Source organism: Roseomonas marmotae (assembly GCF_017654485.1).
GTDB classification, from domain to species: Bacteria; Pseudomonadota; Alphaproteobacteria; order Acetobacterales; family Acetobacteraceae; genus Pseudoroseomonas; species Pseudoroseomonas marmotae.
Map to the genome: position 1 here is coordinate 45,215 of NZ_CP061097.1, position 14,779 is coordinate 59,993.

13 protein-coding genes are annotated in these 14,779 nt (G+C 64.2%); 8 read left to right on the forward strand and 5 right to left on the reverse strand.

What is annotated here, in order from left to right; all coding sequences use genetic code 11:
- Positions 1 to 245 precede the first annotated feature (245 nt).
- On the forward strand, positions 246 to 1,598 hold the full coding sequence (locus tag IAI58_RS22495; protein ID WP_207451553.1) for an IS701 family transposase: 1,353 nt from the start codon (positions 246 to 248) through the stop codon (positions 1,596 to 1,598).
- Positions 1,599 to 1,634: 36 nt separating this feature from the next.
- Here IAI58_RS22495 and IAI58_RS22500 read toward each other — a convergent pair whose 3' ends face one another.
- Positions 1,635 to 2,456, reverse strand: a complete 822-nt coding sequence (locus IAI58_RS22500; RefSeq protein WP_208776004.1) for an IS5 family transposase — start codon at positions 2,454 to 2,456, stop codon at positions 1,635 to 1,637.
- Between the two features lie 485 nt (positions 2,457 to 2,941).
- Between IAI58_RS22500 and IAI58_RS22505 the strand changes: the two genes are divergently transcribed.
- The gene (locus IAI58_RS22505) at positions 2,942 to 3,601 is read left to right on the forward strand and encodes a hypothetical protein (protein ID WP_207451542.1); all 660 of its coding nucleotides are present in this window, start codon (positions 2,942 to 2,944) and stop codon (positions 3,599 to 3,601) included.
- Between the two features lie 288 nt (positions 3,602 to 3,889).
- On the opposite strand, the gene IAI58_RS22510 is transcribed toward IAI58_RS22505, so the two are convergent.
- Positions 3,890 to 4,183, reverse strand: coding sequence for a hypothetical protein (locus IAI58_RS22510; protein ID WP_207451541.1), 294 nt, complete (start codon positions 4,181 to 4,183; stop codon positions 3,890 to 3,892).
- Positions 4,184 to 4,578: 395 nt separating this feature from the next.
- Here IAI58_RS22510 and IAI58_RS22515 point away from each other — a divergent pair, with 395 nt between their 5' ends.
- Positions 4,579 to 4,869, forward strand: coding sequence for a hypothetical protein (locus IAI58_RS22515; RefSeq protein ID WP_207451046.1), 291 nt, complete (start codon positions 4,579 to 4,581; stop codon positions 4,867 to 4,869).
- Between the two features lie 208 nt (positions 4,870 to 5,077).
- Here IAI58_RS22515 and IAI58_RS22520 read toward each other — a convergent pair whose 3' ends face one another.
- On the reverse strand, positions 5,078 to 5,644 hold the full coding sequence (locus IAI58_RS22520; protein WP_207451044.1) for a helix-turn-helix domain-containing protein: 567 nt from the start codon (positions 5,642 to 5,644) through the stop codon (positions 5,078 to 5,080).
- Positions 5,645 to 6,011: 367 nt separating this feature from the next.
- Between IAI58_RS22520 and IAI58_RS22525 the strand changes: the two genes are divergently transcribed.
- The 4 genes from IAI58_RS22525 to IAI58_RS22540 all read left to right on the forward strand — a co-directional run bounded on the left by IAI58_RS22525 (position 6,012) and on the right by IAI58_RS22540 (position 11,031).
- Positions 6,012 to 6,710: a ParA family protein gene (locus tag IAI58_RS22525; RefSeq protein WP_207451042.1), complete on the forward strand. Its 699-nt coding sequence runs from the start codon at positions 6,012 to 6,014 to the stop codon at positions 6,708 to 6,710.
- Positions 6,711 to 7,601: 891 nt separating this feature from the next.
- Positions 7,602 to 8,138: an NYN domain-containing protein gene (locus IAI58_RS22530; RefSeq protein ID WP_207451039.1), complete on the forward strand. Its 537-nt coding sequence runs from the start codon at positions 7,602 to 7,604 to the stop codon at positions 8,136 to 8,138.
- Positions 8,139 to 8,493: 355 nt separating this feature from the next.
- Positions 8,494 to 9,714: an IS256 family transposase gene (locus tag IAI58_RS22535; protein ID WP_207451421.1), complete on the forward strand. Its 1,221-nt coding sequence runs from the start codon at positions 8,494 to 8,496 to the stop codon at positions 9,712 to 9,714.
- Positions 9,715 to 9,747: 33 nt separating this feature from the next.
- Positions 9,748 to 11,031 (forward strand): PQQ-dependent sugar dehydrogenase, encoded by a 1,284-nt coding sequence (locus IAI58_RS22540; RefSeq protein WP_237182988.1) that lies wholly within the window; start codon positions 9,748 to 9,750, stop codon positions 11,029 to 11,031.
- Positions 11,032 to 11,319: 288 nt separating this feature from the next.
- Here the strand turns inward: IAI58_RS22540 and IAI58_RS22545 are convergent, their stop codons facing one another.
- Positions 11,320 to 12,411, reverse strand: a complete 1,092-nt coding sequence (locus IAI58_RS22545) for an SMP-30/gluconolactonase/LRE family protein (RefSeq protein ID WP_207451038.1) — start codon at positions 12,409 to 12,411, stop codon at positions 11,320 to 11,322.
- Positions 12,412 to 12,951: 540 nt separating this feature from the next.
- Between IAI58_RS22545 and IAI58_RS22550 the strand changes: the two genes are divergently transcribed.
- A complete protein-coding gene (locus tag IAI58_RS22550; RefSeq protein WP_207451036.1) occupies positions 12,952 to 14,130 on the forward strand; it encodes a serine hydrolase domain-containing protein in 1,179 nt (392 codons plus the stop codon).
- Positions 14,131 to 14,443: 313 nt separating this feature from the next.
- On the opposite strand, the gene IAI58_RS22555 is transcribed toward IAI58_RS22550, so the two are convergent.
- The gene (locus IAI58_RS22555) at positions 14,444 to 14,632 is read right to left on the reverse strand and encodes a hypothetical protein (protein ID WP_207451034.1); all 189 of its coding nucleotides are present in this window, start codon (positions 14,630 to 14,632) and stop codon (positions 14,444 to 14,446) included.
- Positions 14,633 to 14,779: the final 147 nt, after the last annotated feature.

Genomic DNA, 14,779 nt, shown 5'->3' on the forward strand with positions numbered 1-14,779 from the left:
CCCGGTCGTCTTAGGCGCTTCCATACTTTTTAAGTGAATCGCACCGGCACGATAATCGTTGGTTATCGTGTTCAATCTCTTGTAGCGGCGTGCGCCGCCACAGTTGGAGCAAAGCTGCCACGCAGGCATCCTCTTGCGGCTCTGATTGCGGCGTTTCTAAGCTCGACTTTGGCCATCTGAGGGAGGCGTAGGCGGCGAGGCGGGTGACTGGCTAGGCTGGCGTGTCCCCGCCAAGAGACGCCGCCATGCTTCACCTACCATCCCGCTTCGCCGCGGTGATCCTGAGCTTTGCGCCGCTGTTTTTCCAGCGTAGCTGGCAACACGCCGAGGTGCTGCTGATCGGGGCTATCCTGGCGCCAGGCAAACGTACGGTGACCAGCCTGTTGCAGATCAGCGGCCTCGCGCAGGAGCGGCGCTTCGTGAACTATCATCGGGTGCTGAACCGGGCGGTCTGGAGCCCCCGGGCAGCGTCACGCCTCCTGCTGGCGCACCTGATCACGACCTTCGCACCGGACGGGCCGGTCGTCCTGGGCATCGACGACACGATTGAGCGCCGCCGCGGCAAGCGGATTGCAGCGATGGGCATCTACCGCGACCCGGTGCGCTCCAGCCACGGCCATTTCGTGAAAGCTTCCGGCCTGCGTTGGATCAGCCTGATGCTCTTGGCACCTGTTCCCTGGGCCGGCCGGGTTTGGGCGCTGCCTTTCCTGTCCACGCTCGCGCCCTCCGAGCGGTACTGTCGCGAGCGGGGCCGGCGGCACAAGAAGCTCACCGACTGGGCTCGCCAACTGATCCTGCAGGCCCGTCGCTGGCTTCCAAGGCGCGACATCGTGGTGGTCGGCGACAGCGGCTTTGCGGCCCTGGAACTGCTGGCTGCCCTGACCCGGCACAGGATCATCGGGATCACGCGCCTGCGGCTCGATGCCGCGCTCTATGATCCGGCGCCGCCACGGCGACCTGGAACCAATGGTCGGCCCCGCACGAAAGGGGCGCGGCGGCCCAACCTGTCGGAGGTGCTGGTCGGTGCCGATACGCGTTGGCAGCGTGTCGTGATCCCAGGCTGGTATGGTGAGGGCGAACGCAACGTCGAGATCTGCTCGGCCACTGCCGTATGGCGTCATAGCGGAATGCCGATCCTGCCGATCCGCTGGATCCTGGTCCGCGATCCTCATCGCCGGTTCCAGCCGCAGGCCCTGCTGTGCACTGATCCTGATCGGACGCCCGAGCAGATCCTGTGTTGGTTCATCCAGCGCTGGCAGCTGGAGGTGACCTTTCAGGAAACCAGGGTGCATCTCGGTGTCGAGACCCAGCGGCAGTGGTCGGAGCTCGCCATCGCCCGCACGACGCCATGCCTGCTTGGGCTATTCTCGCTCGTCACCCTCCTGGCTGCCCAGCTCAGAGCCTCAGAACGCAATGCCGCGGCAAGCAGCGCTTGGTATCACAAGGAACGTCCGACCTTCAGCGATACCCTCGCCGCCGTGCGACGTCACATCTGGTGCGAGCAAGGTTTCCTCACATCCCGGCACAGCGGCCACGGCGCAAAACCCCGGCGAGCGCTCCAGCACGCCTGGGCTTACGTCCTTTGTCACGCCGCCTGATGGCCAAAGTCAAGCTAAGAGCCCGTTTGAGAATGGTCATGGGTGAGCGATGCGCCGGACGAGGAGCGCGCCCATGCTGACGTGGATCATGGCTTCGGAGACGTCGCAGCGGCGTTCATAGTCGCGGACCAGGCGGCGCCAGCGGGTCATCCAGCCAAAGGTTCTCTCCACCACCCAGCGGCGTGGCAGCACCTGGAAGCCTTGCTGGTCCGTCAGCTTGCGCACCACCTCGATGACGAAGTCATGGAAGGCGGCAGCGCTCATCAGCTTGCCGCGGTCATAGGCGCCGTCGGCAAAGAGGTGCTTCAACCAGGGCCAGCGCTTGCGGATCGCCTTGACGATCTGCTCCGCCCCGGAAGCATCCTGCACGTCGGCCGTCGTTAGGTTGACCATCAGCAGGCGGCCATCAGTGTCGACCGCAATGTGGCGCTTGCGGCCCTTGAGGCGCTTGGCGGCATCAAAGCCGCCGCCGCCCAGTGCTTGGGGCGACTTGACCGTCTGGCTGTCCAGAACCCCGGCGGAAGGGCTGGCCTCGCGCCCCACCCGCTCACGATCCAGCATCAGCGCGATGTTGTGCAGAGTGGCGAACAGGAACCGTCGTGCGAGCCGCCGGAACCACCAATAGATCGTCTGCCATGGTCCGAAATGGACCGGCAGCATGCGCCAGCCACACCCGGCCCGTGCCAGGTAGCGGATCGCGTTCAGCACCTCGCGCAGGTCAACGCCTGGCCGCCTGCCGCGGGTGCTGCTGGGCGGCAGCAGAGGCCGAATAACCCGCCATTCCTGATCCGTCAGATCGGTCGGGTAGCGGCGCCGCTCAAAGCCAGCCTGCCGTGCGCGATGTTCCTTGGTCCACATCCAGCCCATCTGGGCACGCGAGGACGCCTGAACACCTCACCCGCAGCATTCTCAAACGGGCTCTAAAGGGAACGCTAACCGACTGGCAGACCCACCATGCGGCCCACCAGGCTTCTTCTGCTGGCTGTCACCAGCGCCTTTCTGGCCGCCCCACGGGGTCGGTGCCAAGCTTATAAGCAGGGCCCCACCGATGGCTATCAGCCAGGTGCCCAGCAGAACCCGCTTGCGGTCCTCGGCCAGCTGCTCGGCCGCTAAGCCGCCCATGGCGACTTGCGGGTCAGTTTGGCCCGCGGGTTCTTTGCCTCGCACCCAGTGCGCGTCATCCGCCAGGAGGTCTGGTGAAAATGATGGCAGGGCAGGCCGGACCTCTATAGCGTCCTGCACACCCGTGCCGCCGCTGGTCGGCGCCACCGGCCAATCGGAGCCCTGCACGGGACCGACCACGGCCTCGTCCTGCTCGGGTTCCCGAACATGAGGAAGGCGCCATGCACCCGACCACCGCGATCGCGTTTGCCGCCGCCGTGCTTCTCGCCGCTCCAGCCGCCCATGGTCAGCAGGCGAGCGAGATGACCTTCTTTGTCACTTCCAGCAATCCGGGGCAGGGCGCCAACCTGGGTGGCCTCGCCGGGGCGGACGCGTATTGCCGGTCACTCGCGCAGGCGGCCGGCGCTGGCAACCACACCTGGCACGCCTATCTCAGCACCTCCGCTGCCGGTGGTGCTCCGGCCGTGAATGCACGGGACCGCATCGGGCGCGGCCCCTGGCGCAACGCGAAGGGCGAGGTGATCGCGCAGGACGTGGCCTCGCTGCACAGCGACGGCAACCGCCTGTCGAAGCAGACGGCGCTGACGGAGAAGGGCGAGGTGGTCAATGGCCGCGGCGACAATCCGAACAACCACGATATCCTCACGGGGTCTCAACCTGATGGCAACGCCTTCGCCGGGGAGCAGGACCGGACCTGCGGCAATTGGACGCTCGGCGGGGCGGAGGGTTCGGCCATCGTCGGGCACCATGACCGGCTGGGACTGCAGGACGATGCGCCGGCGAAGTCCTGGAATTCCTCCCACGCGACCCGCGGCTGCAATCTGCCGGGACTACGCAGCACCGGTGGTGCCGGGCTGTTCTACTGCTTCGCGGCAGACTGACGCGGGGTGATGCTGAGGCTGCGCCTGGGCCGCTACTGGCATGGTGTGGAGAGCTTCCGCCATTCCGAATCATTATCGTTCCTGAGCAACTGATTGCGACGTTTGCCGCATGTCGCATGGCTAGACGCGGAAAAACCGGCTTTCCCGATAGCTCTCCCGATAGGAGGCCAGCTCTTTATCGACTGACGGTGTGGCCGGGTGGGTACAAGTGATGGAGGGTATTGGCACGGGACTGCCGCACGCCCACTCGGGGGTGGCTGAGGCGTTGCTTGCAAAGAAAGGCCGCCCTTAGTGTGGGCGCAACTCCCCCCAATCGGCGTCCCAAACTCCAAAGGGGTCAATGATGACCAGCGGCGCCATCAGCGCCTGAGATTTCCGGATTCCATCATTGATCGCAAGCGCGGCGCTGCGCTGCACCGTACCGGCGCTGCTTGGCAGGTCGCCCGGCGTTGCGGGATTGGCCTTGGCCCCGGGCGGCAGCACCACACCCACCAGGGTGCCGCTGTCATCCTCGGTGATATAGACGGCGACCTCGTTGGGCAGCGCCACCTCGCGGCTGCCGAAGATTCCTCTGCCTAGCATCCACGTTTCTCCCTTTGCAGTCGTTGCTGCAGGAATGGTTTAGCACCACGCCCCGCGCACCCCGAGCAAACTTTGCTGAACGCTTGGGCTTCAGCACCGCTCCAACATGGCTGGCAGGCAGTTCGCAGATCTGGCCGGCCAGGCTGCCGCATCATCGGCAGAGCTGATTAGTGACGGGCGTAAATTTGGCCGACACGTGCGGCTATGCGCCTGACGATCAGCTAATTGCGGTAACTCTGTACTTCAAAGACCACAGGTACCCTCATCCGCCCTTATCGTGTCTTTCCTCCCGCAGTGGCGCCTCGCCACAGCTGGGGCAAAGCTGCCCTATCGGCGCCGCCTTCCCGCCCGGATCCCCGCGTTCTCAAGAACGCTGACCGACCGGGAGACCTCTCATGACAGCCCCCCGACTGCTGCTGCTGGCCCTCACCGGAGCCTTCCTGTCTGCCCCGCTCTCCGCGGCTATGGCCGATCCCTGGAAGCATGAGCGGCGCTGGGAACGCCAGGAGGAACGCCGTTGGCGCGAGCGGGAACGGCGGGCGGAACGCGCCTGGCGGCAGGAGCAGCGCGAACGCCGCGCCGCTTCGGAGCGCCACCGGGCCTATGAACAGGGCCGCGCCGATGGCTACCGCGAAGGCGCCCAGCAGAGTCCCATCGAGGCGATTGGCTGGCTCCTCGGGCAATAACGACGGGCGGTGACCTGACGGCTGCCAGGTCGCCGCGCCGCGCCACTGTCGCATGGTGTGATCCTGTCTGCAGGCCAGAACCGTCAGGCGATGGCCTCCCCTCACCCGGCCCTGCAGCTCCAGATAGCTGGCCAGCTGGCGCTTGCGCGGCACGGAGATCCACTCTGCCAGCATCACTGGGCTGGCCGCTGCCCTGCAGATCTGGTCATCATGCGCTGTGAGCGGCCTCGGCTGGCGCCAGCAGCCCCCATTTGGCCGCCAGCGCCTGCCGCTCGGCTGCCGTCAGGGCGCTGCCCTCCCCTCCCCATCTCCCTTCCTGAGCTTTCTTTTTCACTGAAGAGACTTCGGCTGACCGGGCTTCGGTATCGCTGAGAGCCCACTGCGCCGGGCTGGCGAAGAGGTAGGCGCTGGTCCACTGGCACCAGCGGCCGGCGACCGTGATGCCGCGGCGGACATGGCCCATGATGCCGGCGGCCTCGATCCGCTGCAGGGCGAGCTGGACGGTGGAGCGGGCGCAGCCGGACCAGGCGGCGAGCTGGGCTAGGGAGGGGTCACAGACGCCATGGCGGGAGGGGCCGCGGTAGAGCAGCGTCCAGAGGACGAGGATACCGGTGCGGCGCAGCGCGCCGCCGTGCATCCCGGGCTGGTGGCTGTGCCGCTCCAGGCGACGCGCGGCCTCCATGATGCGGCGCCGGTCGGCATCACCCAGGCGCTGGCGTTGCCAGGCGGCAACGCGCACGGACCCGGTACGCGCTGGGCGTGGTGAGATAGGCATGCCCATGCTCCTGGGCCGCCAACAGGACGCAGTTTCCCGTTCCGCGAATCTTGCGGTTGAAAGCGCAGGGGCCTATCTTCGGAGTAGCACTACACTCCAGTTCCGCCCGGCAAGGCGGGACAGGCCGTTTTCACGAAGAGGGGTTGTTCTGGCGGTTCTGCTGGGGCGGCCCCTTTCTCATTTTGGCCCCGGGGATTCGAGGCCACGTTTCAGCATGGCTTCAGGCGCGGTTAAGATCAACATCTCCCGCAACAGCCTTCCCGCCTAAACCATTGAAGTTCATTAGTTCCGACCTCCCGAATTATCGGAATGTCGGTAATCCGACATATCGGTTGACCGGCAAGCCGGAATATCCGACCTTTGACCTATGGCACCTCAAATCCTGGCTTTAGCCAGCACAAAGGGCGGCGTAGGCAAGACCACGCTCGCCTTTTGCCTCGCAACAGAATTGGCACGGCGGTTGGCCGACATGTCGGATAGTCGGAATCCCGACATGCCGGATGGTCGGCTGGTTGAGTGTATCGACGCCGACCCGAACCAAACACTTTACCAAGCGATTCGTCGGGGTAAGGCGAAAGGTGTTCGTGCAGAGGTGGCTAACGGCGAGACTCTGCTGGCGGCTGTCGGTGAGGCCAGTAAGCGAGCCGGATTGATCGTGATCGACTTGGAGGGCACCGCCAACCAAGCCATGCTCTATGCTTGCGGCAAGGCAAACCTAGTCCTGATTCCGGCCCAGCCATCGCTCTTCGATGTGGTTGAGGCGATGAAGACCCACGCCGTAGTGGAGCAGGCGGCAGACCTGACACGGCGGGAGATCACCACTCGGGTTGTTCTCTCCCGCACGCCCGTGCTGCGGCAGCGAGTGGTCGAACATAGCCGGAAGCAATTCGCCGAGCGGGGGCTGCCGATGCTGTCCACGGAGCTGATGGAGCGGACCGCCTTCCGATTGATGACCTATACAGGCACTCCTCCATGGGAAGACGACCCGGAAGGTGGTGCGGCCGGCAATGTAACTGCGCTGGGTGATGAAGTGGCAGCGCTGCTGGGATGGACTGATAATGGCTAAGCGTCCCTCGACACCCATTCCTGACCTGAACGATGATGAACTGCGGCAGCGCCTACAGCCTCTCGCTGACCGCGTCCTGCCGAGTGTGCCAACGGTGCCGCCTGCACGGGCTACGAAGCCGAAGCGGCAGGGGATGGAATTCGCGCTGCCGGAAGCGGTTGCTCTGGAGCTTAAGACCAGGGCCGCGCGGAGGAATACCTCCGCCACTACTATACTGCTGGAGATCTTGCGTGACGCTGGTTATCCGGTTGTGCCGGCTGACTTCGTGGACCTCCGGAAGGTGCCCCGGAAGGCCGTATAATCGGTAGACCGATATTCCGGAGTGCCGACATGTCGGATAACCGACATTTCGGCACTCCGACTTTCCGGCCTCCCGACTGTTTTTGCACCTTATTTGCGGATCTTCGCGCCGGGCCGAGCCGTATCTAAAACGTTAACGCCATGCTAAAGCCGAATAGTCGGATGGCCGATATTCCGGATATCCAATATGTCGGGAAACCGGTCTGTCGGCATTCGCCCTTCCGGCCGTCTGACGGTTTAGTAAAGCAGAGCGTACCCCGAGGGTCCGGCATGCTGCGGTACGCGCATTCTGTCTCTGCTTCCGTTGCACCGCGTGCGCGTCAGGGCGCACCTTAGATCCACGCCGTGGAGGCTCACCGCTCCGCTGTCCACTCTGGCACTTGCTGATCATGCATGCATGGGTGGCCGCATCGGCGGCTTTATATTGCGGCACCACCGCGGCGGCATGGGCCTCATACCAGTCCCAGGACATCGACGCCCACAACCCTCCTGCTCCTGGGTGCCAAGAGCCCACGCCCGTTCTCGCCGCCCATTCGCCGGGCTAGTCTCGCCGGAGTGGGTGCTCCAAACCAGCCCAGTAAAGGTAACGCGGTGCATCTGGCCTATGTCGACTGCAGCAACCTGTTCATCGAGGCGCAGAAGGTCAGCGCGGTGGCGCGAGGCTGGGCCCGCAGCCTGGCCGAGGTAAACCAGCAGAGCCGACCTCACTTCAGCTATCGCATCGACTTCCATCGCCTGATGGCGCTGCTGCGCGAGCTGGAGGATCCGGTGCAGGCCGCCGTGTTCGGATCGATCACTGACGGTAATGAGGGGCTGTGGCGCCATGCCGGGGCGGCCGGCTTTGCGGTGCAGGTGGTGGAGCGGAGCATCAGTGGTAAGGAAAAGCGGGTCGACACCGGCCTGGTCACCCGCATCTGCCGTGACGCCTACCGGCTGGGGCAGCCGGGCAGGGACCGCATCACCCTGGTGGCCGGCGACGGCGACTACGAACCGATGGTACGGCAACTGGTGCAGGACGGCTTCGAGGTAACGCTGCTCTACTGGTCCCATGCCAGCCGTGAGCTGCAGGCCGTGGCCAGCCGCTTCTACCCGCTCGACGATGACCTGGAGGATCTGGCGCTGCGCTGACAGCCTGCTGCCCGCCGGACCAGCCACGGACTTGTCCCCAGATTGCGGGGACAGAGCTGTGGATCACCGGGTGGACAGGATGTGCAGGGCAGGGGAGGGGCCCGCTCCGACCCCGACGCTCCAAAGCGGTTGATCACGTCCGCATCTCGCGCGCACTGGCGTCCTGCTCTGTCACCAGGAGCTCAGCAGCTCAGGAGATGCCTTGATCTGCAGGATCCTGGCTGGTCTGCTGACCTGGACGTCCGCGCAAGGAGCAGCCTGTTGAGCGTTTCGGGTTTCTTCGCACAACTCGTGGCCCGGGACTGTCAGGAATTTCGTGTGTGGCGGGGCATAGTAGGGAAGAAGGAGACCCCCTATGGCCCGACGGAAAGAGCCGCGGATCCCGGATGCGATCCTGGACCAGTTGCTGGCCGGTGCGGACGCCAGAACGGCCTTCGAGCAGGGCGGCCTGCTGGATGAGCTGAAGAAGGCGTTCACCGAGCGGGCGCTGAACGCCGAGATGGACCACCACTTGGCCGGAGAGGGTGGTGAAGGCAACAGCCGCAACGGCTATGGCCGGAAGTCGGTGGTCACTGACAGTGGCAAGCTGGCGCTGGAGATCCCACGCGACCGGCAGGCGAGCTTCGATCCGCAGCTGATCGCCAAGTACCAGCGGCGCTTCCCTGGCTTCGATGACAAGGTCATCTCGATGTACGCCCGCGGCATGAGCGCGCGGGAGATCGTGGGCCACCTGCGCGAACTCTACGGCATCGAGGTCTCGCCCGACCTGATCAGCGCTGTCACGGATGCCGTGCTCGACGAGATCAGCGCCTGGCAGAACCGGCCGCTGGAGCCCGTCTACCCGGTGGTGTTCTTCGATGCCCTGCGGGTGAAGATCCGGGATGAGGGCCTTGTCCGCAACAAGGCGGTGCACATCGCGCTGGGCGTCCGGGCCGACGGTGGCAAGGAGATCCTGGGCCTGTGGCTGGAGCAGAATGAGGGTGCGAAGTTCTGGCTGCGGGTGATGAACGAGCTGCGCGGCCGCGGTGTCGAGGACCTGCTGCTGGCGGTGGTAGACGGGCTGAAGGGCTTCCCTGAGGCCATCCTGGCAGTGTTCCCGGAGGCCGTGGTGCAGACTTGCATTGTTCACCTCCTGCGCCAGAGCCTGGACTTCGTCGCCTACAAGGACCGCAAGCCCGTGGCCGCGGCGCTGAAGGCGATCTACCAGGCCGTGGATGCCGCCGCCGCCGAAGCGGCCCTGACTGCCTTTGAAGCAGAATTCTGGGGCCAGAAATATCCCGCCATTGGCCAGAGCTGGCGCCGCGCCTGGACCGAGGTCGTGCCGTTCTACGCATTCAGCGTCGAAATCAGACGGTTCCTCTACACCACCAATGCCATTGAGGCGCTGAACGCGAAGCTGCGCCGTGCAGTTCGAAGCCGAGGGCACTTCCCCACGGATGAGGCCGCCCTGAAGCTGCTGTTTCTGGTCTTGCACCGGGCGGAGAAGGAGTGGACCATGCCGCCGCGGGAATGGTCCATGGCTAAGGCGCAGTTCGCCGTTCTGTTCGGCGAGCGCTTCACTCGCGCCATGGCCTGAGCATGTTCAACCGCTCCGCCGCACACGAAATTCCTGACAGTCCCCGTGGCCCTGGTCGGCAGCGGGACAGTGGCCATACGGCGCATGACCGATGGCACACCCATCCCGGCCTGGGGCAAGACGCCGGCCATTCCGGCAGCGAAGCCACAAGGCGCCATCCCCACCCTCAAGATGCCGACTGCCAGGGGATGGCACGACGGCCGGGCGCCGATCGCAGCACCGGGGCTCAGGGTGAATGCCTTCGCCACGGGGTTGGACCATCCACGCTGGCTCTGCGTACTGCCCAACGGCGATGTCCTGGTCGCCGAGTCCAGCAGTGTCGCCCGGCCGGCCAGGTCCATCTGGGACTATGCGCAGATCAGCACCATGAAGCGTGCGGCCGCCATGGGTGTCAGCGCTAACCGCATCACCCTGCTGCGGGATGCCGATGGCGACGGCGTAGCCGAGATCCGCGAGACCTTCCTGGAGAACCTCAACCAACCCTTCGGCATGGCGCTGGTGGGCAACACCTTCTATGTCGGCAATACCGACGGCCTGGTCGCCTTTCCCTATGAGGCTGGCGCCACCAGCATCCAGGCGCCGGGGCGCCAGATCTGCGACTTCAAGCCCGGCGGCCACTGGACCCGCAGCCTGCTGGTCAGTCCCGACCAGACGAAGCTCTATGTCGGTGTCGGCTCGATGACCAACATCGCTGACAACGGCCTGGAGGAGGAGGAAGGCCGGGCGGCCATCCATGAGGTTGATCTGGCCACCGGGCATCGCCGCATTTTTGCGACCGGCCTGCGCAATGCGGTGGGCATGGCCTGGGAGCCTCACACGGGCGCCCTCTGGACCGTGGTCAATGAACGTGACGGACTGGGAGACGAGACGCCGCCGGATTACCTGACCTCGGTGCGGGATGGCGGCTTCTACGGCTGGCCTTACTGCTACTGGGACCGTGTCATCGACCATCGGGTGCCGCAGGATGCGGCGCGGGTCGCCCGCGCCATCACCCCGGATTATGCGCTGGGCGGTCACACCGCCTCGCTAGGCCTGTGCTGGCTGCCGGCCGGCACGCTGCCGGGCTTCCCCGAAGGGATGGCGATCGGGCAGCACGGTTCGTGGAACCGCAGCATCCTCAGCGGCTACAAGCTGGTCTTCATTCCCTTCGCCAACGGACATCCGGACGGACCACCGCGCGACATCCTCTCAGGCTTCCTGTCGCCGGATGAGAAAGAGTCTTATGGGCGCCCTGTCGGTGTTCACATAGGCCCGGATGGCGCGCTGCTGATGGCCGATGATGTCGGCGACAGCATCTGGCGTGTCACCGGAGACTGAAACCGCGAAGGAGTGCGGACCACGAATGGCCTCATCCTCCGCGGTAAAGCTCAATGCGATATCATAAGGGATTACGGACCGGGACCCAGGCGCAGCAGCGGGTATGTCGACGTTTCCACCGCGATCCCCGCTGGGCTACCGGCTGCGTGGGCTTCTGACGCATGCCCATGGCAACACGGTGGTGTCCTGCCAAAAGACGCCACCCTGCTTCAGCTACCATCACGCTCAGCCGCGCGCGCCCCATCCGTCCCAGCGACTGCACGGACCTGCTCGGATGGACGATAGTCCTCATACTGCGCCGTGTGACTCGACATACAGTGCGTAGAGAGAGTGACTCGACGTCATGTAAAGACGGTTGTTCTTCGGTCCACCAAAGGTCAGGTTGGCGCAGCGCTCCGGCAGGCGGATGAAGCCGATAGGCTTGCCCTGAGGATTGAAGACCATGACACCGTCCAGATCCTCCGGTTTGCCGCGCAGGCCAAAGACCTGCCGCCCGCCAACCACAGCAGGCTCTGGCTCCAATGCCCCATTGCTGCCCCATCCGCACCAGAGGTTGCCGTCCCGGTCGACCTTGAACCCGTCTAACGCGCCTTGGTCTGCAGCATCGATGAGCTTTGTTTTGTTGCTAAGGCTTCCATCCGGACTGACATCGAAGCTCCAGATGCTGCGGTTGGGCGTGCCCCGCCACTCAACTACGTAGAGTTTGCTTTCATCAGGGGAGAAGGCGAGGCCATTGGGATTGACCAAGTCGGTGATCACGGCACTCAATGTCCCGTTACGATCGATCCGATACACGTTGGTCGTCGGCTGATCCGGCTTCGCGCGGCTGCCCTCCCATTCACCATTGATGCCGAACAGCGGATCAGTAAACCAAATCGTGTCATCTGCACGAACAACGACATCATTCGGTGCATTGAGGCGCCTGCCTTCGAAGCTGTTCGCCAGCACGGTGATGCTGCCGTCCTGCTCCGTCCTTGTGACCTGCCGCGTCACGGAATGCTCACAGGTAATCAGGCGTCCCTGGCGGTCGCGTGCATTGCCGTTTGCGAAGTTGGCCGGACTGCGGAAGACCGTAAAACTCCCATCTTTCTCGTCATACTTCATGATCCGGTTGTTCGGGATGTCGCTGCAGAGGAGGTACCCCTTTTCGGGGAAATAAGCCGGCCCCTCGGCCCAGCGCATTCCGGTGGCGACCTGCTCCAGCGTGCTGCTGTAGATCCGGTACTTGGCGAAGCTCGGATCAAGGATCTGCACTGCCGGATCGGGGTAGCGCTGGTTCGGGGTGAATGGGAAGGATTGCGCACCGGCTCCGGATGCGACGAGAGATCCGCAGGCCGCGCTCCCTGCGGCGCCCAGCATCCAGCGTCGTGTTGTCTTCATGTCTTCCTCTCCTGTACAGCGGGCTTTGCCGCCTTTTCACGCGCCCCGACTGGGCGCCGCATCCTGTGGGAGAACGGAGGATCCTAGCAACCTCGGCTCAGGGACACTCAAGGCGCTGCCTGAAATTCCACTTCCCCACCATACTGATTCCCCAACGCCAACATGCCGCGTCACCGGTTATGCAAACAGTCTCGACGGCCAGAACAGGTTGATGACATCGCAGATCTTCCGGGATGCGGAACGCATAGATGTTGCGGTAGATCTCTATGGGCAAATTTCTAGACTATTTCTCCTTGGAGAAAGGCATGTTGCGGAGCGGGCCGTACTGCCTGGCTCAGCACTGATACGCATTATGCGATTGCAGCCGTGTACGGTGAGGCTACGGCGCTCAGGGCGGATTGAACTTAGCCGACCACGGCCGTTGGAGGCCATGCGTGAGGATCTCTGACTCAGCGGCCTGCCAGGCAGGCGACTGCCGGGACGGTGACAGGGTGGCCCGCCTTTCGCTGCATACAACAAAAAGTCGGAGGAAGATGATCCATGTCCATGAGTTACCGAGGCCCCCTCTGGGCCAGCCTCTGCCTGGCTTCCCTGTTTCTTGGCCCGGCCGCAGGGAGCGCCTGGGGGCAAGCGCCCGACCCTGCCCTGATCGAGGCGCGGCGTCAGCGCTCAAACCCCTCAGTGGCGCTGTTGATGTATCGACATCTCGACGAGTTGCTGAACACCCGCCCCGTTGCGCCAGGCGAGGGAAGCTGGCGGCTAGAACGGTCGAACCTTGCCCTGCCAGACGATGCGCCCGTCACCATAGGCGGGAAGACGACCACCTTCGCCTCAGCTCTTCAAGAGTTGCGAGTCAACGCTGTCCTGGTCCTGCGAGATGGTCGGCTGGTGCGGGAGGTGCACCGCAACGGCGGTACTGAGGAGAGCCGCTACATCGGCTTCTCCATGTCGAAGTCCTGGATGTCCGTTCTGATCGGCATCGCAATTCAGCAGGGCCATATCGGCGGTGTAGATGATCGGGTCGTGAAATACCTGCCCGAACTGGCTGGCTCGGGCTACGACAACGTCACCCTGCGGGACTTGCTGACGATGCGTGCTGGCACCTCCTGGGTGGAGGACTACTCCCCTGGCACAGAACTGGACCGGGTGCGAGACGCTTCCGCCAATACAGAGACGGCCTATTACGAGGACATCGCGGGAAGTCTCCGCGCAGTGGAGCCACCTGGCTCCCGGTTCAATTACTCCACCCTCGACACCGAACTGGCCGGCGTGATCCTGGCGCGAGCCACAGGGCGCTCCGTGGCCGAGTACATGAGCGAGGTTCTCTGGAAGCCGGCCGGCATGGAGGCGCCTGGTTACTGGCTCATGCAAGGCCCTACAGGGCGGCAGCACGAATGGTATGGCGTCGGCTTCGGCGCCAGGCTGCGTGATTATGCCAGGTTGGGCCAGATGATGCTCGACGGTGGCGTTGCTAATGGCAAGCAGATCGTTTCCAAAGACTGGGTGGAAGCCTCTACGCGTTCGGAGGACGGGCGCTACTTCTACTTCTGGTGGGGGATCCCCGGCGTGGACGGCTTCTCCGCCAATGGCATCGGCGGTCAGCGTGTCTTCGTGGACCGCGCGACGCGCACGGTGATGGTGCTCGCCAGCTACGCGGCAGTCACCGGCGAGGCACGCGGCGCGGACCTGTTCAAGTCAGTCATCTCTGCCCTGCGCTGAACACGGTCAGTTCTCATCCTCTGAATCTGGGGAGAACCCACTACATCCTCTTATACAAAGCTTGCGCGGTCATACGCCAAGGTTGCTGGCCGCCCGTTCGCGCGTCCGCTTGGCCGCGGTGACTTCGGCTTGGCAGACGGCCGTGGTTGCCTCAACGCCGAATCGGCATCACCTCCGTAGCACGGCCGAATGCGGCAATTGCCGGCCGTCGGCTTCGTGAGCACGACCCCCAACGATTATCGGGCAAGCGGCGCCGCCAGCGGATGGCGCACGCATATGCCACCCATGATGGCGGTTGTTGCTGATAGCCGGTTCAGCGCGTCACCACGGCGATGCGCAGCAACTCGGCGGTCCGGAACAGGATGGTGGCACAGGGCTCCCGGCTATGCGCTGCGCGTATCGCCAGATGCTCGATGGCGGTGACGGCAGCGTCGATGTCTTGCTGGAGATCTTTCCTGATAAGGGTCCGGAGCGCAGAGGAGGCGGGCTGCACAACGTTCATCGGCGTGGTCCCTCGGTGTGATAGCGCTCACTATTACGTGAGCGTAGCGATGCTATCGTGAAGTGCCGGCACCACAATCAACGTAATTTGGATGATGCCTCTCATTTTGAGACATGGTTTGAATCTGAAATTCAAAGGTTCTTACAG